Genomic DNA, 21,847 nt, shown 5'->3' with positions numbered 1-21,847 from the left:
CTACGATGGACGAGTGCACATAGGGAGACAACTATGGACACCGCCAAGCAGTGGTATGCCGCCGTCAAGGATTGGCAGCGGTCCCGCGACGAGCTCACCGCCGCGATCGCCGCGATCAAGTGGCCGAATCCCACACAGGATTGCCTGGACACCTACGACCGCGCCTACGCCAACGAAACCGGGGCGCGGGACCGCATGAACCAGGCATACGAACGCGTGCGACGATAGCCGCGCGCGCATCTGCTTCGAGGCCACGGCGGGCATTGCTACACTGCCGCGCATGACGGACCAACAACAGAAATTCTTGATCAGGCCGGCCCGGCCTGAGGACGCAGCCTGGCTGGAAGACTTGTTGATGCGCACCTACGAAGGCACGTGGATGCCTGAGATGACGGCGGAAAGGGACCGGCAGTTCCGCGCCAGCGGCAAGACGGCCGAGTACGTGCGCACGCGGGGAAACCTCTTCATGGTGTGCGAGATGGACGGCGTGCCGGCGGGCATGGCGGATCGGGAGAACGACTTCATCTGGGCCTTGCATGTGCACCCCGCAAGGCAAGGCCGGGGCGTTGGCGGCGCCTTGCTGGCCTGGATGGAAGCGGCCATCCGCGACGCGGGATTCGGACGCGCGCGGCTGGAGACCGACTCCTTCAACCAGCGCAGCCGCCGGTTCTATGGGAAGCACGGCTACGCCGAAATCGACACCTATCCCGATGAAGAATGGGACAGCGGCTTCACCACCATCCTGCTGGAAAAGCGGTTGCCGGCGTGACGCCTCTGGCTCCATGAAATGGACCCTGGCTGGTCCTGGAAATGGAGCCACGATGGCGGTATGTTGTGGTTTTACCCGCAACCGCCGAATCCGCCATGTACCTGCCGTCCGCCTTTCGCGAAGACTCGCTCGAAGTCCAGCATGATTTCATCCGCGCCCATCCCCTTGCGGTGCTCACGACCAGCGGGGAGGGCGGGCTGATGGCGAACCACATCCCCTGTCTGCTGTATCCCGAGGGGCCGCATGGCGTGCTGCGCCTGCATGTGGCCCGCGCCAATCCGCAGCTTGCCGACCTGGCGTCGGGGCGGGAATGCCTGGCCGTTTTCCATGGGCCGCAGGCCTACGTCACGCCGTCCTGGTATCCGACCAAGGCCGAGACGCACAAGGTCGTGCCTACGTGGAATTTCGTCGCCGTGCATGTGTGGGGCACGCCGGTGATCCAGGACGATCCGGCCTGGCTGCGTGCGCAGCTCGATGCGCTGACCGACAGCCAGGAAAAAGCGCGCGCGCAGCCTTGGCGTGTGGCCGACGCGCCGGAAGATTTCATCGCGGCGCAGATGCGCGCCATCGTGGGCGTGGAGATTCCCATCACGCGCATCGAAGGCAAATGGAAGGTCAGCCAGAACCGCACGGTTGCCGACCGGCGCGGCGTAGCGGAAGGCCTGGCGGGCGAAAACGGCGATGCCGTCATGGCCGGGCTGGTTGCCCGCCGCGGCGGGCTGGAGTAGTCCGCCCCAGGGCAAAACTGACGATGGCGGCGGCCTGCAGGCTGGCTGCCAAGGCCAGGAACCAGAGCAGCGGCTGTCCGGCCTGTTCCGACCATGCCCGCAGCAGGCCGAACAGCGCCGGCGCGAAGGCATAGGCGCCTTGCGATATGGCGACGATCAGCGGCACCACGCGCTGCGTGTCTTCGCGGGCGAATTCGGTTTGCGCGATCAGCGGCGGCAGCGAGGTCGCGTTTCCTATGCCCGAGCCGAACAGCAACACGCCCAGCCAGATGGCCCAGGCGTGTTCAGCGGCCAGCATCAGGACCAGCGAACCGGCGATCTGGATGGCGTAAGCCACGCAAGCCACTTTGCGCCGGTCTGCGCCGGCGGGCATCAACCATCCCACCAGCGTGCGCCCGCCGATGGCCGCGGCCGTCGCCAGTCCCATGGCCAGGCCGGCGGTTTGCGCGCCCAGCAGCGGCGCCAGCAGGGAAAGCAGATGCGCGATCAGGCCGATCTGGGCGAACAGGCCCAATGACATGCCGGCGGCCAAAGTAAGAAAGGGCCGGTTGCGCCACAGGTCCGCCACCGGCGCAGGCGTTGCGGCGCTTATGGCCGCCGCTGGCGTCTGGGTTGGCCCCAAGGCGCCGTCGGGATGCTGCCCGAGGTGTTGCGGCGTAACGGCAAAAACCTTGCGTGCAAGCACGGCGATCACCGCCACCATCGGTACGCCTACCCACAAGGCCGCCTGGGCGAATCCTGCGTGGCTGATCAGGTAGACCCACAAGGGCGAAAAGACGATGCCGCCGACGCTGGCGCCGTTGTAGGCCATGCCTAGCGCGGCAGGCCGTTGACGCACGAACCAGGGCGAGATCAGCGCGTTGACGGCGGCGGCGCCCAGCGTCACCCAGCCCATGCCCGAGAACAGCGCGGAGGCATACAACTGCCAGGGTTGCGCGGCCGTGGCCCAGCCGCCCACGCCCAGCGCCAGCAGCACGGCGCCGCCCAGCGTTACCGCGGGCACGCCGCAGTGCCGGTACAGTCGCGGCAGATTGGCGACCACCAAGGTGCCGCAAAGAAAGTGCAGCGTGACGGCGCCCGACACCAGCGCCACGCCCCAGCCGGTGCGCTGTGCCACCGCGTGCAGGAATACGGGCGGGCCGTAGAAGCCGACGCCCCAGCCGAAGACCGCCAGCGCGAAGGTGGCGTGAAGAACCGTCCAGCCAAAGAATTTCCGGGGTGCGCGCATGAATGTCCGGCGGAGCCGGCTGTCTTGTTGTGTTGAGTCGCAGTATGCTTGAGACTGCACACAACACTTTGGTCTGAGCCGAATCATGGAATCCGAGTTCGCCGACGCCAGTCTTTCCGCCGTGGCGGGCGCCATCGCCGATCCGGCGCGCGCGCGCATGCTGTGCGTGCTGCTGGACGGCCGCGCCCGCACGGCGACCGAACTGGCCGCCGCCGCTGACATCGGCGCCTCTACGGCGAGCAGCCATTTCCAACGCCTGCGGGAGCAGGGCCTGGTGGAAATGGCCGTGCAGGGCAAGCATCGCTATTACCGCCTGGCGAACAGCGAGGTCGGGCATGCGCTGGAGGCCCTACTGGTGGTAGCGGGCGCCGAACGGGTGCCGTTCAAGCCGAATACCCCTTCCGCGCTGCGCGAAGCGCGCACCTGCTACGACCACATGGCGGGCACGCTGGCCGTGCGCATCCACGACGCCATGCTGTCGCGCCAGTGGCTGGCGGCGGACGGGCGCGACTACATGCTGACGCCCCTGGGCGAGGCCGCCCTGGCACAGATCGGCGTGGACGTGGCGCAGGCGCGCCAACGCCGGCGGCGCTTCGCGTGTTCCTGCCTGGATTGGAGCGAGCGCCGTTCGCACCTGGGCGGCGCCTTGGGCGCGGCCCTGCTGGATGCGCTGGCGCGCCGCGGCTGGATCAGCAAGGACCTGGATTCGCGCGCGCTGAGCGTCACGAAAAAGGGCGAAAAGCAGTTTCCTGCCTTCTTCGGCCCAGCCGATGACCAGTCCGCAGCAGGCGCCGCGCAGCGCGACCGGCATGTTGCCGCGTAGCCGCGGCGCGACCGGCGTCGGCTTGCGGCAAAGTGTGCATATGCAACAGATCTAGGGAAATCCCCGGGAGTCGGTGCGTAGAGGTGATGGAATAGCGCTGCGCGTCGCGCCGCAAGCCGCATCAGGCCTTGCCATGCGCGCCTGGCTGGTTCCCTGTGCAGCGGCTCCAAAAAATGGGGACACAATTCGTGCGATGCAACAGTGTTTCTATTTTCTGCGCGCGTTACAAAACATATCCGAACTGTCATGGACAGCCAGGGTATGCTGGGTCGCACAAAGAGGGCATCCGAAGTGCATCAGAACAATTTGATCTACAAGGGATACCGGCTGACGGCCAAAGTGTCCCGGGGCGCAGACGCCGAGGTTCAGGCGCAATCCAGCGGCCCCGTATTTATCGCGTCAGTGATGGTGGTCCAGGCAGGCGCCGTGCTCGAAGGCGGCGACGAATATCCGGTCCCGCGCTTTGCCGAGGGCGGTTTTGTCTACAGTCCGCGCGAAGCGGTGCATGCAGCCATCCTGCATGGCCGCGAAATCGTCGACGGCCTGACCAACATGCCAGCCTGACGCTGGCCTAGCCGGAAAAGACTTCCCGCCAATCGCGCGTCTTGGCCAGCGTCTGCACGCTCGCCGACTGTTCCAGGATGGTCACCGCCTTCTTGAACTCCTCGGCCGAGGCGCCGTCCTCCAGGATGACCATGCGCGAGTTGCGCGCGTCCGCCATCTTCACGTCCGACATCTTGCCGTGGGTCTGGTAGACCTGCGTCCAATCCATTTTCTTGCCGGCCTTCAGGGCGATGGGCTCGATGTACGTCAGCGCGGTGCTGCTGGCTGCGCGCACGGCGAAGGCGAAATCCGCCGTGTGGCCGCTGCTGCCCTTGGCGCGCGCGCCCTTGACCATGCGGTTCGCGCCCACGCCTGCCGCCAGCGCCCGCCCGACTTGCGCGCGGAAGCGCAGCTGGCTGAACTTGGGCATCCACTTGGCGCATTGGAACGACAGCGCCATCGCCAGCTTGACCGCATCCCACAGGGCTTCCTGCAACTGCTCATTGGGGCCGGACGCGACGATGGCGCCGTCGCGGTCGAAATGCGCCAAGCTGACGCCCGGGGTTTCGTTCAGGATGTCGATGCGCTTGGCCGCCAGGTCGATGCCGTAGCTGGACGCGTGCATCGAGGTCTCACAGGCGTCGGTCAGGTAGAACGTGGACTCGTCGGGATGCGCGATGAAGAAGGCCGCGTGCTGTCCGTCCAGGCCCAGCGTCATGGGCGATATGGCGCGGATGGCGTGTTCGCCCGCCGGCAGGACGGTCCAGCCGGAGGCTTCCAGGAAAGTGCTCATAGGATCAGTTCGATTTGGCGGCCTTTGAGGGGATGCGCGAATCCGCCGGTCAGCGTCAGGTTCGCCCGCGGCAGGAAGTACTGCATCAGCGCGCCGATATTCTGCAGGGCGGGCACGATGGGTTCGGCATAGCCTTCGCCTTCGTCCACCCAGATGTGTTCATGGCTGCGGTCCGCAAGCGGCTTGCGGTACTGCGGCCGGCCTTCGCCCACCAGGCTGGTGTGGAAGGAGTCGTCGGTGTCCACGCCGAACACGCGGTGCGGGCCCACGAAGAGGCTGGCACAGAACGCCTCGGCCAGGAAGATGGTGGCCTGGCCGTGCACGGCCGTGCGCGCGCCGCGATAGATCGCGCGGAAGATCACGTCTTCGCGCACGTCGCCCTTGACCCGGCAGGCACAGGCGAATTCCAGCCACTGGAGATTGCTGGCGGCGGGTTTCGGCACCCAGGCGATCGGTTTTACGGTTTCCTTGGGTTCGGCAAGAATCTCTTGCACCTCATCAACGGTGATTAACGGTTCGAACTTGTTGGCCATGGAACTGATCTAGGGTCTTGGAAATGCGCGCGCCGGAAGCGCGCCTGGCATGCGCCGCGCGGCGGCGGGCGCACACGCAACACTGCGAGGGGGCGTCATCTTACAAGATGAAGACCGCGCCGCTCTTTTTGCTGTATGGATGTACAGCTCAAGAGGCGGCGCGGCGGCGGGCGCTCATGCGTCTACAGCGAGGTGGCGCCGAACGTGTCGCACTGCTTGATGCTGCCGCTCTCCAGCCCGCGCTTGAACCAGCGCACGCGCTGCGCCGACGATCCGTGGGTGAAGGAATCGGGCACCGCATAGCCCTGGCTTTGCTTCTGCAGGCGGTCGTCGCCGATCGCGGTGGCGGCGCCCAGCGCCTCTTCCACGTCGCCGCTTTCCAGGATGTTGCGCGCGGCGTTGGCGCGTTGCGCCCACAAGCCCGCGAAGCAGTCGGCCTGCAATTCCATGCGCACCGACAAGGCATTGGCCTGGGACGGATTGCGGCGGCGCAGGTTGTCTACCTGGTCCGAGATGCCGAGCAGGTGCTGGACATGATGTCCGACCTCATGGGCGATCACATAGGCCTGGGCAAAATCGCCCGGCGCCTTGAAGCGGTTCTGCAATTCGTCGAAGAAGGCCAGGTCGATGTACACCTTGCTGTCGCCCGGACAGTAGAACGGACCCATGGCCGACTGGCCGGTGCCGCAGGCCGTGGGCGTGGCGCCGCGGAACAGCACCAGCTTGGGCGCCACGTACTGGCGGTTCAGGTCCTTCTGGAAGATGGCGCTCCAGGTGTCTTCGGTTTCGCCCAGCACCTTCGAGACGAAGATGGCCTGCGGATCGTTGGCGGGCGGACGCGTGGCCGGCCCCTGTTGTTGCTGCGCGGGCGGGCCTTCGGCCATCTGCAGGACCACGCTGGGATCCACGCCGAAATACATGGCGACCAGGGCCAGCACGATCGTGCCTATGCCGATGGTGCCGCGGCCGCCGATGCGTGGGCCGCTGGAACGGCGGTCTTCCACATTGTCGCTTTCGCGCGAGTCATCAAGGCGCATACTGTTTCTCCGGGCGGGTCGGCGTTCCCGCCATTTTGCATCGCCGCTCTGTACTGAGCAGCCTTCAAGAGTGTTAGGATAAACCCATGGCCTTGTATTTCGATATCCATCCCGCGAATCCGCAACCGCGCCTGCTGAAGCAGGCGGCCCAATGGCTGGCCGATGGCGGGCTGGTCGCGGTGCCTACCGATTCGAGCTATGCCGTGGTCGCGCGGCTGGACGACAAGAACGCCGCCGACGGGCTGCGCCGCCTGCGAGGCCTGGACGAACGCCATCATCTCACGCTGCTGTGCCGTGACCTGGCCGAAATCGGCCACTTCGCGCGCGTCGACAACCGCCAGTACAGATTGCTGAAGGCCGCCACGCCGGGGCCCTGGACCTTCATCCTCGAAGCCACCAAGGAAGTGCCGCGCCGCGTGTCGCACCCGTCGCGCAAGACCATCGGCATCCGCGTGCCGGATCATGCGGTCATGCTGGGCCTGCTGGAGCAGGTGGGGGCGCCCCTGCTGTCCACCACGCTCATCCCCAAGGACGAGACCGAAGCGTTGAACGACGCGGAAGAAATCCGCGAACGCTACGACCACGACCTGGCGGCCATCATCGACGCGGGCGCCTGCCCGCAATCGCCCACTACCGTGATCGACCTTACCAGCGAAGAGCCGGTGGTGGTGCGTGTCGGACGCGGCGATCCTGCCACCCTCGGTCTTGCCTGAGCGCGTCCGCCGCGCCGACCTGCACGCCGGCACGCGCCGGCGCGCGGCTCATCTACAATCCGGTTCGCCATGAACGACATCATCCAAACCATTGCGGTCTACGCGATACCGGTCATCTTCGCCATTACCCTGCACGAAGCCGCGCACGGCTTTGTCGCGCGCATGTTTGGGGATCCCACGGCCTATGAGGCCGGGCGCATCAGCCTGAATCCCGCGCGGCACATCGATCCGGTCGGCACGCTGCTGGTGCCGGTGGCGATCCTGCTGGCGTCCAAGCTGCTGGGCAGCCCGGGCATGCTGTTCGGCTGGGCCAAGCCCGTGCCGGTGGATTTCGGCCGCTTGCGCCGTCCTAAGCAGGACATGCTGTGGGTGGCGCTGGCAGGTCCTGCGGCCAACCTGTTCATGGCGGTGCTGTGGGCGTTTTCGCTGCGCCTCTTCCTGGAGTCCGGCCTGCAGGAATCGTTCTGGTTCGAAATGGCCGTGGCCGGCGTGAACGTCAACCTGGTGCTCATGGCCCTGAATCTGCTGCCGATTCTGCCGCTGGACGGGGGACGCATCCTCTTCAGCCTGCTGCCCAACCGCCTGGCCTGGCAATACTCGAAAATCGAGCCGTATGGCCTGGTGATCGTCGTCATCCTGCTGGTGACGGACGTGCTCTGGCTATTGATGCGCCCCGTGCTCGCCCTGGGGACGACCATCGTCCAGTGGTTTCTGTAGGATTTCAGCCAATATCCGTTAAACTCAACGGTTTCATTGATTCTGGCCCCGGGGCATCCCGCCGTGGGGTGTTGGAGCCCTACATTTATGGCATCCCCTGCAACCGCCGCAGGCGTTAATTTCCAAGGCAGCATGGTGGCCCTGGTCACCCCCATGCAGCCCGACGGCAGCCTGGACTACGCTGCCTACCGGTCGCTGATCGACTGGCATATCCAGGAAGGCACCGACGCGCTGGTGGTGGTGGGCACCACCGGGGAGTCGCCCACGGTCTCCATGGAAGAACATGCGGAGTTGATCCGCGTTGCAGTCGAACACGCCGCGGGCCGCATTCCGGTCATCGCCGGCGTGGGCGCCAACTCCACCGACGAAGCCATCCACCTGACGCGCCATGCCAAGGCGGTGGGCGCGCAGGCCGGCCTGTCGGTCGTTCCTTATTACAACAAGCCCTCGCAAGAAGGCCTGTACCGCCACTTCCGCACCATCGCGGAAGCCGTCGATCTGCCCACCATCCTGTACAACGTGCCGGGCCGTACCGTTGCCGACATGAGCAACGAAACGATCCTGCGCCTGGCGCAGGTGCCGGGCATCATCGGCATCAAGGACGCCACGGGCGACATCGCCCGCGGCGGCCTGCTGTTGCGCGAAGCGCCGGCCAGTTTCCAGGTCTTCAGCGGCGATGATCCCACCGCCGCCGCCCTGATCCTGCTGGGCGCGCGTGGCAATATTTCCGTTACGGCCAACGTGGCGCCGAAGCTCATGCGCGAGCTCTGTGCCGCCGCCCTGGCCGGCAATGTGCCCAAGGTGCGTGAACTTAATGCGTACCTGGCGCGTCTGAACAAGGCTTTGTTCGTTGAAGCCAACCCCATCCCTGTCAAGTGGGCGTTGGCCGAAATGGGCCGCAGCGCACTGGGTTACCGGCTGCCGCTGGTGGAACTGGGAACACAGCACCACGCGACCGTGCGCGCTGCGCTCCAGGAAACGGGCCTGCTCTAAATATCGTGAGGATACGTATGAACAAGCGTCATGCCGGTTTGTCGGCATTGATGTCTCTGGTGTTGTTGGCCGGTTGCAGCGAGGTCAATCAATTCCTGGGCAATGAAGAGTCCGTCAACTACAAGAGCGCAGTCACGCAGCGTGGAGAGCCTCTCAGCATCCCGCCCGACCTGACCCAGGCCAACGCCGATCCGCGCTACCGCGCGCCGGCTTCGGGCTCGACCACCTATTCGCAGTTCCAGCAGCAGGGCCAGGCGCAAGCCAGCCAGCCGAAGACCAGCAACGTGCTGCCCGGCCGCCAGGACATGCGCGTCGAGCGCGACGGCGACCTGCGCTGGCTGGTGGTGGACCGTCCGCCGGAAGACATCTTCCCGCGTCTGGTCGACTTCTGGACCGAAAGCGGCTTTACCGTGGCCAGCAACAACCCGAGCGCCGGCCTGATCGAAACCGACTGGGCGGAAAACCGCGCCAAGATCCCGGAAAGCTGGCTGCGCCAGGCGCTGGGCATGATCCTGGAATCGGCCTGGGATAGCGGCGAGCGCGAGAAATTCCGCACTCGCGTCGAACGCGTCAACGGCCATACCGAGGTCTACGTCAGCCATCGCCAGATGCTGGAAAAGCGCGTGGGCGCCGACGGCAACCAGGTGCAATGGCAGAACGGCAAGGAAGATCCGGGCCTGAACGCCGCCATGCTGGCGCGCATGATGGTCTACCTGGGTTCCGACGTCGACAATGCCCGCAAGCTGGTGCAGCAGGCCGAGGCCGCGCCGCAGAAGCCCGCCGTGCAGCAGGACGTCCGTGCTCAAGGCGCCTCGCTCGTGGTCAGCGAATCCTTCGACCGCGCATGGCGCCGTGTCGGCGTGGCGCTGGACGGCGGCGGTTTCGCCGTGGATGACCGCGACCGCTCCGCTGGCGACTACTTCGTCCGCTATGTCGACACCGACACGGGCGAGAAGATCGAGCAGCCGGGCTTCTTCAGCCGCATGTTCTCGGGCGACAAGAAGGCCGAGGCGCCCCAGTACCGCATCCACCTGGCCGCCACCGGCGACCAGACCACGGTGACCGTGCTGGACGCCAATGGCGCCCGCGACAACAGCGCCACCGCCCAGCGCTTGCTGAGCGTGCTGAAGGACAAGATGTAAGACCGGCCCGGTTCTGCGCTTATGCGCAGGCCTGCGCAAGAGAGGCCCCGCTGGGGCCTCTTTTTTATTTGAGCGCGGTTTGCAAGGGTCTTGCAGACTGCGGGACGCGCGAACCCTGAGCCGCGATGCGGTACGGTTGCGGTGTCTTGCTCATAGACCATCTGGACACAAAAAAGCCCTGGCTGCAAACAGCCAGGGCTTTTTCTTGCGTCCTCAGAGCGGGGGTTCGTCTCTGCGTTTTTATTAGGACGCGGGCGTGGTCGAGCCGCCCGGGGTGGTCGAACCGCCGCCCGGCGTGGTGTTGGGCGTGGGCGCCGGAGCCGGCGAGGTGGCCGGGGGCGTCGTGGTGGGGGCAGGCGTGCTTGCGCCCGGAGCGGGGTTGGTCGCGGGCGCCGGGGCATCTTCCTTCTTGTTGCAGGCGCTCAGCGCAACGGCCAGCACCGAGGCAATAATCAAGGTTTTGCTCATCATTTTTAGACTCCTGTAGATGACGACTCTTGAAACCCCATTAGGGGAAACCAGAGGTCAGGCTACAGGAACACACGGGCGCAACGCGTATGAAAGTTAAAAAGGTCGCATCCTAACGGCAACAAACCTTTCAGCTTCGTGTTATCTCTTTCTTGATGTGTCCCGCGTATCAGACCTGATTTCCTTCTGTACAGGACTGATACGCGAGGGTGTCCGGATGCTACGCAGACTGGTAGCGGATCCAGCCCGAGTCCAGCCAGTCCGCGAGGCAGGAGCGAGCTTCGTCGGTGAGGCGGGCGCAGGACGGGTCCGAGCAATCCAGGCTGCGCGCATCCGCCAGCGTGCGCAAGGCGGCGTCGGCCGGCGTCATGGCGGTCTCGCCATTGATGAAGAGCTGCTTGCCGCGATACAGCATGCGGCTGCGGCGGTCCAGCACCAGCCTGCCGCTGGCGGGCCAATCCTCTTCCAGATCCACGTCCATGCTTTCGGGCGCGTCGAACACGCTGAGGTTGCTGGGCTCGGTCAGCCAGCAGCCCAGGAAGCGCGAGGCCAGCGCATCGTCGAAGCGCAGCTTTTCCACGGTTTCCAGCGTCGCGGCCACCAGCGCGTCCGGCAGGGCGGCGGGCGTGTCGACGGCGGGCTGGCCGGGGTCGCGATAGACCGCGGACAGTTTGGGGCCGGGCAGGGCGGGTTCGCCGTAGGGGCCGCCCAGGAGGCCGACGCGCGCCATGACCTGGTCCGCGGCCGCTTCCAGCAGCCCGCGCGCCAGCGTCGCCTGCGTGGGCGCACGAAAGCCGATGGAGATGGTCATGCAGCCGTCGCCCACGGCGACGCCGTCATGGGCGGCCTGCGGCGGCAGGTAAAGCATGTCGCCCGGGGCCAGCACGGCGGTTTCCTCGGGCTCGAATCGGCTCAGGATCTTCAGCGGCAGGCCGGGTTCCAGCGACAGGTCCTTCTGGCGGCCATAACGCCATTCGCGCTCGCCCGCCGCCTGCAGCAGGAACACGTCGTAGCTGTCGAAGTGCGGACCCACGCCGCCGCCGTGGCTGGCGATGCTGATCATCACGTCATCCAGGCGCGCGTCGGGGATGAAGCGGAACAGCTGCATCAGTTCGGATGCGGCGTCGCTGTGCAGGTCCACGCTTTGCACCAGCAGGGTCCAGTCTCCTTCATTGTCCTTGGGCAGGCGCGCGAAGGGGCCTTTCTCCATTTGCCACTCGCCGTTCTCGCGCCAGATCAGGCGCGACTCCACGTCGTCGCGGCGCGCCAGCTTCTTGATGGCGGCGATCGTGAGCGGGGGCTTGAAACCGGGGATGGCCTGGCGGATCAGCAAGGGCTTGCGCTGCCAATGGCGGCGCATGAAGTCGTTGGGACTCTGGTTGCCCAGCAGGGCCAAGGGATGGTCGAGGTTCATTGCAGGTGCTTCTTCAGGCGGTAGAGGGCGTCCAGCGCTTCGCGCGGGGTCAGGCTGTCCGGGTCGACGGCGGCGAGTTCCTCGCGCAGGGCGTCCAGGGCTTCCAGGTCGTCGGTGCGGTCGGCTTCGGCATAGGCCTGGGCGTCGGCGTCCGCCGCGGCCGCGAACAGGCCCAACTGCGGCGTGGGGGCGCCCTGGGCTTCCAGGCGTTCCAGTTCGCGCGTGGCCTGGCGGATCACGGCGGCGGGCACGCCCGCGCGCTGCGCCACCTGGATCCCGTAGCTGCGGCTGGCCGGGCCTTCGCGCACTTCATGCAGGAAGACGATGCCGCCGGCTGATTCCGCCGCGGCCAGGTGCACGTTGGCCGAGGCCGGCTGTTCCGCGGGCAGGCGGGTCAGTTCGAAATAGTGGGTGGCAAACAGCGTCAGCGCGCGGTTGTGGGCCAGCAGGCGGCAAGCGATGGCCCAGGCCAGCGCCAGGCCGTCATAGGTCGACGTGCCGCGGCCGATCTCGTCCATCAGCACCAGGCTGTTGGGCGTGCTGGCCGACAGGATGGCGGCCGCTTCGGTCATTTCCATCATGAAGGTCGAGCGGCCGCCCGCCAGGTCGTCGGCCGCGCCGATGCGGGTGAAGATGCGGTCGATCTTGCCGATGCGGGCGCGCGAAGCGGGCACGAAGCTGCCGATGCGCGCCAGCAGCGCGATCAGCGCCACCTGCCGCATATAGGTCGATTTACCGCCCATGTTCGGGCCGGTGATCAACAGCATGCGGCGCGCAGGTTCCAGCCGGCAGCCATTGGGCGTGAAGCGTTCGATGGCATGTTCCACCACCGGGTGGCGGCCGGCCTCGATGTCGATGTCGGCCTGCTCGGACAATTCGGGCGCGATCCAGTCGTGGCGGCGGGCGTGTTCGGCCAGGGCGGCCAGCGAGTCCAGTTCGGCCAGCGCGGCGGCGCAGTCGGATAGCGGCCGCACGTGTTCGGCCAGCACGTCCAGCAATTGCTCGAACAGCCATTTCTCGCGGGCCAGCGCGCGGTCCTGGGCCGACAGCACCTTGTCTTCCCAGGTCTTGAGTTCAGGCGTGATGTAGCGTTCGGCGTTCTTCAGCGTCTGGCGGCGGCGGTAGTCCTCCGGCACCTTGGCGGTCTGGCCCTTGGTGACTTCGATGTAGAAGCCGTGCACGCGGTTGAATTCCACGCGCAGATTGCTGATGCCGGTGCGCTCGCGCTCGCGCGCTTCCAGCTGCACCAGGAAGTCGCCGCCGTCGGCCGCCAGGCCGCGCAGCTCGTCGAGTTCGGCGTCGAAGCCCGCCGCCAGCACGCCGCCGTCGCGGATGGCGACAGCGGGTTCGGCGGCGATGGCGCGCACCAGCAGGGCGGCCAGGGCCGGATCCACCGACAGGTGCGAGATCAGTTCGCCCAGCCGCGGCGAGTCCGCCATCGGTTCCACCAGGTCGCGCAGCGCCGGCAGCGCCTGCAGCGCGTCGCGCAGGCTGGCCAGTTCGCGCGGACGCACAGAACGCAGCGCCAGCCGGGCGGCGATGCGCTCGATGTCCGGGAATGCATTCAGCGCGCCGCGCAGGGACTCCAGCAGGCCGGCCGAACCAAATCCAGCCGCGCCAAAGCCGGCCGCGCCAAAGGTCTGCTCCACGTCCATGCGGCCCGCCAGCAGCGCCGAGATGGCCTGCTGGCGCGCCAGCGCCTGCTCGTTCTCGCGCAGCGGATGGTGCAGCCACCGGCGCAGCAGCCGGCTGCCCATGGGCGTGCGGCAGCCGTCCAATAGCGAGAACAGCGTCGGCGAATCTTCGCCGGACAGCGTCTGCGTCAGTTCCAGGTTGCGGCGCGTGACCGGGTCTAGCAGCACGTACTGGCCGGGGCGCTCCGCCGACAGGCTCTGCACGTGGGCAAGGGCCTGCGACTGGGTGCGGGCCGCGTAGCGCAGCAGGGCGCCCGCGGCGCAGATGCCGGCCGGCATGTCCTCGATGTCGAAACCCGCCAGGGTGTCGGTCTTGAAGTGCGCCAGCAGGTGGGCGCGCGCGCTGTCGCCTTCGAAGTGCCAGTCGGGCACGCGGGCGCGAGCGCCTTCGAAGGGAAAGTCGAATTCGGCGCTCTCGGCGCAGATGATCTCGGCCGGCGCGATGCGGTGCAGTTCGGATTCCAGCTGCGCCGGCGCGCATTCGGTCACGCGGAACTCGCCGCTGGCCAGGTTCAGCCAGGCCAGCCCAGCACGCGGCGCGCGCGCCGTGCCGCCGACGAACACGGCGGCCAGCGCGCGGTCCGCCTTGGCCGGCAGCAGCGCGTCGTCCGTCAGCGTACCGGGCGTGACGATGCGAACGATGCGGCGCTCGACCGGCCCCTTGGAGGTCGCCGGGTCGCCGATCTGCTCGCAGATGGCGATGGACTCGCCCATGGCGACCAGCCGCGCCAGGTACTGCTCCATGGCATGCACCGGCAGCCCGGCCATCGGGATCGGCGTGCCATTGGACGAGCCGCGCTTGGTCAGCGTCAGGTTCAGCAGACGCGCGCCGCGCTCCGCGTCTTCGTAGAACATTTCATAGAAGTCGCCCATGCGGTAGAACAGCAGCAGGGGGCCGGCCTCCGCCTTCAGGCGGAGGTACTGCTGCATCATGGGGGTGTGGCCCGGGTGGGCGTCGGCGGCGGTGTTTTGCGTTGCGGAATTCATGCCCGTGATTGTATCGGGCGCTTGGACTGCTGCGGGGAGGGACGGATGCTGGTTTTATCCGGAACTCATTTGTTCATGATATTGCCCAACTTCTTGATGACCTCGTGCCCTGTGTCGGCGCAGGTCTCTGCTGCCCCAGGTCGCATCAATATGGCCATGCCGACTGCTCGGTCGCCGGCGCTTGGCGAGAACAGAAGCAATTGAATTGCTACGCCGGCAGGCAGGGCGGGCGTACGGAAAATGAGGCCAGGAAACCGACTGAACCGGCCCGAAACCGGCTGAAATTGCTTTGCGCAAAACCGCTGCATCCGCTCGCGGGAATAGTCGCTATGGTGGTCGCCACGCCGCACAACAGCGCGGCGATGACGGCATCAGCCTCCACGCCATAGGAAAAAATGAAAATCGCACCCATGTTGTCTTTCGTCGTGCTTGCCGTGTTCGCAGCCGCGGCCGCCCAGGCGGAAAGATGCACGTCCAATCTGTCGGGCGGGCAAGATTGCACCTATGACGACGGCACTACCTCGCGGAGCACGTCCAACCTGAGTGGCGGCTACGACACGACTTACAGCGACGGGCGGACTTCGCGCAGCACATCCAACTTGAGCGGCGGCTTGGACACGAGGTACAGCGACGGCACCACCTCCCGGAGCACGTCCAACCTGAGCGGCGGCTACGACACGACTTACAGCGATGGGCGGAACTCGCGCAGCACGTCCAACTTGAGCGGTGGCTACGACACGAGCTACAGCGATGGCGCCAGTTCCCGAAGTACGTCCAATCTGAGCGGCGGCTACGACACGACGACCAGCAAGGGGAGAAACAACAAAGCCGATACCCGTCATCCAGCAGGCGCCCGCTGAATTGAAGAGAACGGGCGGTGGTCTTGTCGAAAGCCGCAGGCCGCGGGCATGGCGGCCTGGTTGCAGGTTCCTGCGAAAGAGTGCGATTGCAATCGCCGTCAGTTCTGCAACGGCGGTTCAAACGGCTTGTTCAAGACCGGCTACTTGATCTTGCTGCAGCGGAAGGCCTCGATGCCTTTTTCCACATAGTGCGGTTCGCGTGCGCAGGCCGCGCGCATGGCCTGGTTTGCCAGGCTCATGAGGTTGGCTGCATTGGTCATGGCTTCCAGACCGTCGGCGCCCGGGCCGATCTTGTCGAAGCGTGCCTTGAACTCAGCGGCTTGCTTGCTGTAGGCGTAGGCGCGCATCACGTCGGTATAGGCGATAGCCCGGGAAATGTCGCCTTCCGTGGGCTTTTTCTCGGCGCCGAAGGCAGGGCCGGACAGCAGAGCTAGGGCGAGCAAGGGGATGAGGGTGGTTTTCATGTTCGTCATCAGGAATTCTCTTGCGGGTTGTCCGATGGGAGGCCGGTTGGCGAGGCGCATGGGCGATCCGCCTGGCGCCGCCATCACCACATTTTGCAGGTCGTGCCGTTGTTGACGAGGTCGCCGCCGACGACGATGCCCTTCTCGTCGACGTGGAGCATGGTGTAGCAGCTGGCGACGCCGGTGCGGCGCTGGTAGATGGTGCCCGTGTTGTTGCCGAAGCCGTAGCTGACGCCGCCCGGCGGGGGAACGTAGAAGCTGCCGACGGCCTCGTCCCACGAGACTTCGCCGGAGGTCTGCCACATGTAGACCAATTGCCCGATCGGCAGGTCTTCACTGGCGTACACGCGATCGGGGACGCCCCACTCGGTCACGATGTCGTTGACTGGCTTGCCCTTGTGGCGCAGCATCGCCACGTCCCAGGTGGTGCAGGCGCTCAGCATGGCGCCGCACAGGCAGACTAGCAGGGCCTTGAGAAAACTGAATCGCACTTTTTCTTCCTTGTTCAGATGCTTGACAGGTGCCCTACGCGCCGCATGATGCCAGCAGGTCGCCGACATGGAAAGTGGGGGGTGTGGCGTGTATTCCACATCCCGCGTGCGCCGGAATCCAGCCCAACGGAAAACGCCCCATTGCTGGGGCGTTTCTTGGGTACTTGGGATTTTACGTTTTATTACAGTTGAGGGGGCGTTGGATCCGACGCACGCGGACCTTGCCTGTACCTCATTTGTTCATGATGTTCCCCAACTTCTTGATGACCTCACGCTCCGTCTCCGCGCTGGCCTGGGCAGCCTTGGTGTAGGTCGCGGTATCCATGTATTGCGGCGACACGCCGGACTGGCGTAGCAGGGCGAGGAAAGCCTCGTCCTTGAGGGTGTCGCGGAAGGCGCCGTCGAGCTTGGCGATAACGGCCGGGTCCATGCCCTTGGGGCCGGCGATGCCGAAAGGCGAGGTGTGCACCACGGGATAGCCGGCTTCCTTCAGGGTGGGTACGTCCGGCAGGTCCGGCGAACGCTTGTCGCCCAGCGACGCAAGGATGCGGACCTTGCCCGAGGCCACGTAGGGCAGGATGGTGCTGGCGCCGACCAGCACCTGGATGTGGCCGCCCAGCATGGCGGTCAGCGCGTCGGCGTCGCCCTTGTAAGGGACGTGGGTCCACTTGGCCTGGGCGGCTTCGCCCAGCTGCACCATGGCGATGTGCTGGCTGCTGTAGGCGCCCGGCGTGCCATAGGAAATCGTGTCGGGCTTGGACTTGGCGTAGGCGACCAGGTCGTCCAGCGTCTTCCAGGGCGAGTCCGCGGCGACTGCGACGTAGTAGTTGTAGCCGGCGATCATCGAGATGTAGGTCAGGTCCTTGATCGGGTCGTAGCGCGTGCCGGTGATGTGCGGCATGCGGAAGATGCCGATGGGCACCATGGTGACGGTATAGCCGTCGGGCGCGGTGTTGAGCATCTGGGTGGCGCCCAGCGTGCCGTTGGCGCCGGTCTTGTTTTCGACCACCAAGGTCTGGCCGAGGCGCTTGCCGGACTGCTCGGCCAGGGCGCGGCCGACCACGTCGGTGACGCCGCCGGCGGAGTAGGGGATGATCAGGCGGATCGGGTGGTTGGGGAAGTCCTGCGCCAGCGCGGGGGCGCTGCTTGCGCTTGCCAGGACCATCATGCCTGCTGCCAAGATCTTCTTCATGTCATTCCTCCTTTGTGTGCCGCCGGCTCGCCGGCCGGCTCCAGGTCTAGCGGGATGCCTGGTATTGAACGTCAATCGATAATGCGCGCCCGGCTTGCACCGAAGCCGATGCACTGGAAACCCTCGCGGCTGCAATGGGCCGTCAGGGTGACTTCGTCTCCGGCCTCCAGGAACAGCCGGGTTTCGCCCGAGGGCAGGGTAATGGGCTGTTTGCCGCCATGCGTCAGTTCGAGCAGGCTGCCGTGGCCGCTGTCGTCGGGCGTGGAGATGGTGCCCGAGCCCAGCAAGTCGCCCGGGCGCAGGTTGCAGCCGCCCAGCGTGTGCTGCGCCACCATCTGCGCCGGAGTCCAGTACAGATGGCGCGCATCGGATGCCGCCAGCCGTTGCGGCGCTTGCGAGCGTTCACGCATCAGCGGCGTGGACAGCCACGCTTGCAGCGCGATGGCCAGTCCGCCCGTGGCGGCGTCGTCGGCGTTGCGCAGATAGGGCAGCAGTTCAGGATCGCCATCGCCGCGCGCCATCGCGGCGCTGCGGAACGGGGCCAGCGCTTCGGCAGTCACCACCCAGGGCGAAACCGTGGACGCGAAATTCTTGCCCTGGAAGGGGCCTAGCGGCTGGTATTCCCAAGCCTGGATGTCGCGGGCTGACCAGTCGTTCAACAGGCCATAGCCGGCCACGTGGCCGGCGGCCTGCTCCAGCGGCACGGGCTCGCCGAGCGCGTTGCCGGGGCCGATCCAGATCGCCAGTTCGAGTTCGAAGTCCAGCTGCGCCGACGGCCGGTAGGCCGGGACGTCGACGCCGGTCGCCGTCCTCACCTGGCCGCGCGGCCGCCGCACGGGCGTGTCGGAGGCGCAGATGGAGGAGGCGCGGCCGTGATAGGCGATAGGCACGTGCTTGTAGTTCGGCATCAGCGGGTTGTTGGGCCGGAACAGCTTGCCCACGTGGCTGGCGTGATGGATGCCGGCATAGAAATCGGTGTAGTCGCCCACGTCCGCAGGCAGCAGCAGCTCGCATTCGGCCTGCGGATGTAGCAGGCGCGCGGCCTGCGTCGCGTGCCGCGCGCTGGCAGGGTGTGCGGCGTCCAGCAGCGCGAACAGGGCGTGCCGCACGGCCTTGCGGGCGGCGGCGCGCAAGGCCATCCAGTCGTTGAGCCTGTGCGTCGATAGCGCTTGGCGCGCGGCCGGCTCCAGCTCGTCCAGCAGGCCCAGTTCCACGGCGGCCCGGACATCCAGCACCTGCTCGCCGATGGCGACGCCGATTCGCGGCGTGCCGCCATCGTGGCGGAACACGCCCATCGGCAGATTCTGCAACGGGAAATCCGGATGGCCGTCGGCGCCGTCGACCCAGCTCTTGGCGGTGGGCGCGTGGGTGTGGTCCAGCATCTTGTACTCCTCGGGGGCGTTGTCGGTATCGCTGCGCGGCCTGCGCGCATGTTCAATGGAGGCCGCCGCTGCGGCTTCAGGCTGCGGTGGTGCCGCCGTCCATGGCCCAGGCCACGCCGCGGACTTCGTCGGCGTCGGGCGAGCAGAAGAATTCGCACAGGCCGGCAATCTGTTCCAGGGTGACGAACTTGCCCGAAGGCTGGCGCAGGCCGAGCAGCCTGTTTGTGGCCGCGGCATTGTCCAGCCCTTCGCGTTCGGCCAGCGCGTCGATCTGCTTCTGCACCAGCGGCGTGTGTACCCAGCCGGGGCAGATGGCGTTGCAGGTGATGGCGGTCTGCGCGGTTTCCAGCGCCACGGATTTGGTCAGGCCGATCAGGCCGTGCTTGGTGGCGTTGTAGCCGGTCTTGCCGGCGCGGCCGCGCAAGCCGCTGATGGACGCCATGTTGACGATGCGGCCCCAGTTGCGCGCGCGCATGGCCGGCAGCGCGGTGCGCATGGTGTGGAAGCTGGCCGACAGGTTGACGGCGATCATGTCGTCCCACTTGTCGACCGGAAAGGCCTCGATCTGGCTCACATGCTGGATGCCGGCGTTGTTGACCAGGATATCCAGCGCGCCATAGACCTGGTTCAGCTCGGCCATCATGGCCTCGATCTCGGCCGGCTTGCGCAGGTCGCAGGGCTGGAAGCGGACCGGCACGCCATAGGTGTCGCGGAACTCGGCGCAAAGCGCATCGGCTGCGGCAGCGTCGGCCAGGCCATTGAGCACCAGCGTCGCGCCGGAGCGCGCCAGGCGCCGCGCCACGGCCAGGCCGATGCCGCTGGTCGAACCGGTTACCAGGGCCACCCGCCCCGAAAGATCAGCCATGCTTGTCTCCACGCTGTGTGTTTATTGGATGCGTGGCAGGTTAGGGCTTGGGGATTGAGTCGTCCAATTTATTATCGGAACATCATTTATATTCATGGAATATCAATAACCGATACCCGACATGGAACTGCGCCACCTGCATAGCTTCATGGTCCTTGCCACGGAACTGAACTTCACCCGCGCCGCCCTGCGCTTGCACATCGCCCAACCTCCTTTGAGCCAGCGCATCCGCGAACTGGAAGAGGAACTGGGCGTGAAGCTGTTCGACCGCAGCACGCGCAAGGTCGCGCTGACGGTGGCGGGCCGCGTGTTCCTGGACAGCATCCAGCCCATGTTCCGGCAGTTGGACGGCGCGGTGGAGGCCTGCCGCAAGGCCGGCCGGGGCGAGACCGGCAGTCTGCGGCTGGGCTATACCGGACGCGCCAGCCATGTGCGCCTGCCGGGGCTGGTGCGCGACTGCCGGCGCCTATACAGCGATATCGCGCTGGACATCCAGGGGCCGCTGCCGACTGGCGAACTGCGTCTGAAACTGCTGGACGGCACGCTGGATGCGGCGCTGTGCTTTCTGCCCCTGGAGGGCAAACACATCGTGTCGCACGGGTTCATGCTCAGCGAGTTTTCCATCGCGCTGGCCGATGCGCATCCGCTGGCGAGCAAGGCCGAGCTGGGCGTCGCGGATCTTGCGCAAGAGCCGTTCATCGCCTATCCCTCGGGCAAGGGCTTCCACCTGCGCGGCGCAATGGACGCCATCTGCCTGGAGGCGGGTTTCCTGCCGCGCGTGGTGCGGGAAACGGAAGCGTCCCAGACCCTGCTGTGCCTGGTCGCGGCCGGCACCGGCGTGGCCATCATTCCGCGGGACATCGAGTCCCTCAACATGGAGGGCGTGGTGTTCCGCCCGTTGCCGGCGGACGCGCCCAAGCTGCAGCATGGCATCGCCTGGTTGGAGACCAACCGGAATCCTGCGTTGAGCCGGCTGCTGGCGTTGTGCGGCGTCGAAGCCGAGGCGGGATGAGGCGTCCGGCAGTCGCTTGCGCCCGCCAGTCCGGGGACGGCACAATCGCAGCGCGCGGCCCCGTTTCCGCCGCCGGAGTTTCATTCAAATGCAGGCTTTATCCGTCCCGGCCACGCTCGACGCCAGCGAGCGCATCACCATCGCCAGCGGCCCGCACCAGGCCGAATTCGCGCCGGGCGGCGGCGGTCGCCTGACCCGGCTGTCCACGGGTGCGCACGACTGGATCGTGCCGCTGACCGACACGCAATGGCCCGCCGGGAGCTGGCCGCGGGCAGGCTCATATCCGCTGGCGCCGTACTCCAACCGCATCCGCGACGGCGTGTTCACTTTCAACGGCGCCAGGCACGCGTTGCAATCCGTGCCCGGCCGACCTCATGCGATCCATGGCGCGGGCCTGTATCAGGCGTGGAGCGTGCGCAGCCTGAGCGCGGACAGCGTCGACCTGGTGTTGGCGCAGCCCGCCGGCGTGCTGGGCTGGCCCTGGCCCTTCGAATGCGTGCAGCGCTATCAGCTGGACGCGCGCGGCCTGAGCGTGGCGCTGTCCATCGTCAATCTGGGCGACACGTCCATGCCCTGCGGCCTGGGGCTGCATCCTTATTTCACGGCCGAACGCGTCACGCTGCATGCGCGCCGCGAGTGGACCGCGGACGCAGAGGGACTGCCTGCCGGCAGCAAGGCTGTGCACGTGCGCGAACTGCGGCGCTCGGCCAGCGGCTGCGATACCTATCTGTCGCAGTGGGAAGGGCGGGCCACCCTGCATTGGCCAGATGGGCATCAGTTGTCGCTGCATGCCGATCCGGCCTTTGCGCACCTGGTGGTGTACACGGCGGCGGGCTCGGAGTTCCTGTGCGTGGAGCCGGTCACCAATGTGGCGGACGCGTTCAACCTGGCGGCGGGCGGCGAGGCGCGCACCGGCATGCGAGTGCTGGAACCGGGCGCGCGCTTCAGCGCGACCGCGTTGCTGGGCCTGGAGCCGCCCCGGGCGGCGCGTTCCTGATG

The 21,847-nt window shown here is 66.6% G+C and carries 25 protein-coding genes; 12 read left to right on the top strand and 13 right to left on the bottom strand.

What is annotated here, in order from left to right:
* The first annotated feature begins 33 nt into the window (after window positions 1-33).
* The 3 genes from AC6LKD_RS12605 to AC6LKD_RS12595 all read left to right on the top strand — a co-directional run bounded on the left by AC6LKD_RS12605 (window position 34) and on the right by AC6LKD_RS12595 (window position 1,497).
* The gene (locus AC6LKD_RS12605) at window positions 34-228 is read left to right on the top strand and encodes a hypothetical protein (RefSeq protein ID WP_013395228.1); all 195 of its coding nucleotides are present in this window, start codon (window positions 34-36) and stop codon (window positions 226-228) included.
* Window positions 229-280: 52 nt separating this feature from the next.
* Window positions 281-769, top strand: a complete 489-nt coding sequence (locus AC6LKD_RS12600) for a GNAT family N-acetyltransferase (protein WP_498116397.1) — start codon at window positions 281-283, stop codon at window positions 767-769.
* Window positions 770-864: 95 nt separating this feature from the next.
* On the top strand, window positions 865-1,497 hold the full coding sequence (locus AC6LKD_RS12595; protein ID WP_013395226.1) for an FMN-binding negative transcriptional regulator: 633 nt from the start codon (window positions 865-867) through the stop codon (window positions 1,495-1,497).
* Here AC6LKD_RS12595 and AC6LKD_RS12590 read toward each other — a convergent pair.
* Window positions 1,457-2,725 carry an MFS transporter gene (locus AC6LKD_RS12590; protein WP_498116396.1) on the bottom strand — a complete coding sequence of 423 codons (1,269 nt, stop codon included), beginning with the start codon at window positions 2,723-2,725 and terminating at the stop codon, window positions 1,457-1,459. The genes AC6LKD_RS12595 and AC6LKD_RS12590 overlap by 41 nt on opposite strands.
* 85 nt (window positions 2,726-2,810) lie before the next feature.
* On the opposite strand from AC6LKD_RS12590, the gene AC6LKD_RS12585 reads away from it, so the two are divergent.
* Complete coding sequence (locus tag AC6LKD_RS12585; RefSeq protein ID WP_492276616.1) at window positions 2,811-3,548, top strand: ArsR/SmtB family transcription factor; 738 nt, start codon at window positions 2,811-2,813, stop codon at window positions 3,546-3,548.
* Between the two features lie 291 nt (window positions 3,549-3,839).
* Window positions 3,840-4,112, top strand: a complete 273-nt coding sequence (locus tag AC6LKD_RS12580) for a hypothetical protein (RefSeq protein ID WP_041655905.1) — start codon at window positions 3,840-3,842, stop codon at window positions 4,110-4,112.
* A gap of 7 nt (window positions 4,113-4,119) precedes the next feature.
* Here AC6LKD_RS12580 and AC6LKD_RS12575 read toward each other — a convergent pair whose 3' ends face one another.
* The 3 genes from AC6LKD_RS12575 to ypfJ form a co-directional block, all read right to left on the bottom strand.
* Window positions 4,120-4,884: a DUF1828 domain-containing protein gene (locus tag AC6LKD_RS12575; protein WP_492276615.1), complete on the bottom strand. Its 765-nt coding sequence runs from the start codon at window positions 4,882-4,884 to the stop codon at window positions 4,120-4,122.
* Window positions 4,881-5,417, bottom strand: a complete 537-nt coding sequence (locus AC6LKD_RS12570; RefSeq protein WP_013395221.1) for a hypothetical protein — start codon at window positions 5,415-5,417, stop codon at window positions 4,881-4,883. Before AC6LKD_RS12570 ends, AC6LKD_RS12575 begins: the two co-directional genes overlap by 4 nt.
* A 182-nt stretch (window positions 5,418-5,599) precedes the next feature.
* Window positions 5,600-6,454, bottom strand: coding sequence for a KPN_02809 family neutral zinc metallopeptidase (ypfJ, locus tag AC6LKD_RS12565; RefSeq protein ID WP_013395220.1), 855 nt, complete (start codon window positions 6,452-6,454; stop codon window positions 5,600-5,602).
* 86 nt (window positions 6,455-6,540) lie between these two features.
* On the opposite strand from ypfJ, the gene AC6LKD_RS12560 reads away from it, so the two are divergent.
* The 4 genes from AC6LKD_RS12560 (at window position 6,541) to bamC (ending at window position 10,019) form a co-directional block, all read left to right on the top strand.
* Complete coding sequence (locus tag AC6LKD_RS12560; RefSeq protein ID WP_088141980.1) at window positions 6,541-7,167, top strand: L-threonylcarbamoyladenylate synthase; 627 nt, start codon at window positions 6,541-6,543, stop codon at window positions 7,165-7,167.
* A 69-nt stretch (window positions 7,168-7,236) separates the two neighbouring features.
* Window positions 7,237-7,884, top strand: coding sequence for a site-2 protease family protein (locus tag AC6LKD_RS12555; RefSeq protein WP_013395218.1), 648 nt, complete (start codon window positions 7,237-7,239; stop codon window positions 7,882-7,884).
* Between the two features lie 87 nt (window positions 7,885-7,971).
* Entirely contained in the window at window positions 7,972-8,877 is a 906-nt protein-coding gene (gene dapA / locus AC6LKD_RS12550; RefSeq protein ID WP_498116394.1) for a 4-hydroxy-tetrahydrodipicolinate synthase, read from the top strand.
* Between the two features lie 17 nt (window positions 8,878-8,894).
* On the top strand, window positions 8,895-10,019 hold the full coding sequence (gene bamC, locus AC6LKD_RS12545; protein WP_013395216.1) for an NlpB/DapX family lipoprotein: 1,125 nt from the start codon (window positions 8,895-8,897) through the stop codon (window positions 10,017-10,019).
* Between the two features lie 243 nt (window positions 10,020-10,262).
* On the opposite strand, the gene AC6LKD_RS12540 is transcribed toward bamC, so the two are convergent.
* From AC6LKD_RS12540 to AC6LKD_RS12525, 4 genes are all read right to left on the bottom strand, one after another.
* Entirely contained in the window at window positions 10,263-10,490 is a 228-nt protein-coding gene (locus AC6LKD_RS12540; protein ID WP_013395215.1) for a hypothetical protein, read from the bottom strand.
* A gap of 217 nt (window positions 10,491-10,707) precedes the next feature.
* Window positions 10,708-11,901 (bottom strand): ribosomal protein uL16 3-hydroxylase, encoded by a 1,194-nt coding sequence (locus tag AC6LKD_RS12535; protein WP_498116393.1) that lies wholly within the window; start codon window positions 11,899-11,901, stop codon window positions 10,708-10,710.
* Window positions 11,898-14,582, bottom strand: coding sequence for a DNA mismatch repair protein MutS (mutS, locus tag AC6LKD_RS12530; protein ID WP_498116392.1), 2,685 nt, complete (start codon window positions 14,580-14,582; stop codon window positions 11,898-11,900). The genes AC6LKD_RS12535 and mutS overlap by 4 nt, the downstream gene beginning before the upstream one ends.
* A gap of 208 nt (window positions 14,583-14,790) precedes the next feature.
* A complete protein-coding gene (locus AC6LKD_RS12525; RefSeq protein WP_492276612.1) occupies window positions 14,791-14,994 on the bottom strand; it encodes a hypothetical protein in 204 nt (67 codons plus the stop codon).
* Between AC6LKD_RS12525 and AC6LKD_RS12520 the strand changes: the two genes are divergently transcribed.
* Window positions 14,978-15,442, top strand: coding sequence for a hypothetical protein (locus AC6LKD_RS12520; RefSeq protein ID WP_492276611.1), 465 nt, complete (start codon window positions 14,978-14,980; stop codon window positions 15,440-15,442). The genes AC6LKD_RS12525 and AC6LKD_RS12520 overlap by 17 nt on opposite strands.
* 140 nt (window positions 15,443-15,582) lie before the next feature.
* Here the strand turns inward: AC6LKD_RS12520 and AC6LKD_RS12515 are convergent, their stop codons facing one another.
* The 5 genes from AC6LKD_RS12515 to AC6LKD_RS12495 all read right to left on the bottom strand — a co-directional run bounded on the left by AC6LKD_RS12515 (window position 15,583) and on the right by AC6LKD_RS12495 (window position 19,836).
* Complete coding sequence (locus tag AC6LKD_RS12515) at window positions 15,583-15,915, bottom strand: hypothetical protein (protein WP_013395211.1); 333 nt, start codon at window positions 15,913-15,915, stop codon at window positions 15,583-15,585.
* Window positions 15,916-15,989: 74 nt separating this feature from the next.
* On the bottom strand, window positions 15,990-16,397 hold the full coding sequence (locus AC6LKD_RS12510) for a hypothetical protein (RefSeq protein ID WP_013395210.1): 408 nt from the start codon (window positions 16,395-16,397) through the stop codon (window positions 15,990-15,992).
* Between the two features lie 232 nt (window positions 16,398-16,629).
* Window positions 16,630-17,589, bottom strand: a complete 960-nt coding sequence (locus tag AC6LKD_RS12505) for a tripartite tricarboxylate transporter substrate binding protein (protein WP_492276609.1) — start codon at window positions 17,587-17,589, stop codon at window positions 16,630-16,632.
* Window positions 17,590-17,660: 71 nt separating this feature from the next.
* Window positions 17,661-18,971: a fumarylacetoacetase gene (fahA, locus tag AC6LKD_RS12500; RefSeq protein ID WP_498116391.1), complete on the bottom strand. Its 1,311-nt coding sequence runs from the start codon at window positions 18,969-18,971 to the stop codon at window positions 17,661-17,663.
* 76 nt (window positions 18,972-19,047) lie between these two features.
* On the bottom strand, window positions 19,048-19,836 hold the full coding sequence (locus AC6LKD_RS12495) for a 3-hydroxybutyrate dehydrogenase (RefSeq protein ID WP_013395207.1): 789 nt from the start codon (window positions 19,834-19,836) through the stop codon (window positions 19,048-19,050).
* Window positions 19,837-19,957: 121 nt separating this feature from the next.
* On the opposite strand from AC6LKD_RS12495, the gene AC6LKD_RS12490 reads away from it, so the two are divergent.
* Window positions 19,958-20,848, top strand: coding sequence for a LysR substrate-binding domain-containing protein (locus AC6LKD_RS12490; RefSeq protein ID WP_498116390.1), 891 nt, complete (start codon window positions 19,958-19,960; stop codon window positions 20,846-20,848).
* A gap of 88 nt (window positions 20,849-20,936) precedes the next feature.
* On the top strand, window positions 20,937-21,845 hold the full coding sequence (locus AC6LKD_RS12485) for an aldose epimerase family protein (protein WP_498116389.1): 909 nt from the start codon (window positions 20,937-20,939) through the stop codon (window positions 21,843-21,845).
* Window positions 21,846-21,847 lie beyond the last annotated feature (2 nt).

Source organism: Achromobacter sp. D7-1 (assembly GCF_059760445.1).
This window is presented reverse-complemented; position numbering and strand designations above follow the sequence as displayed.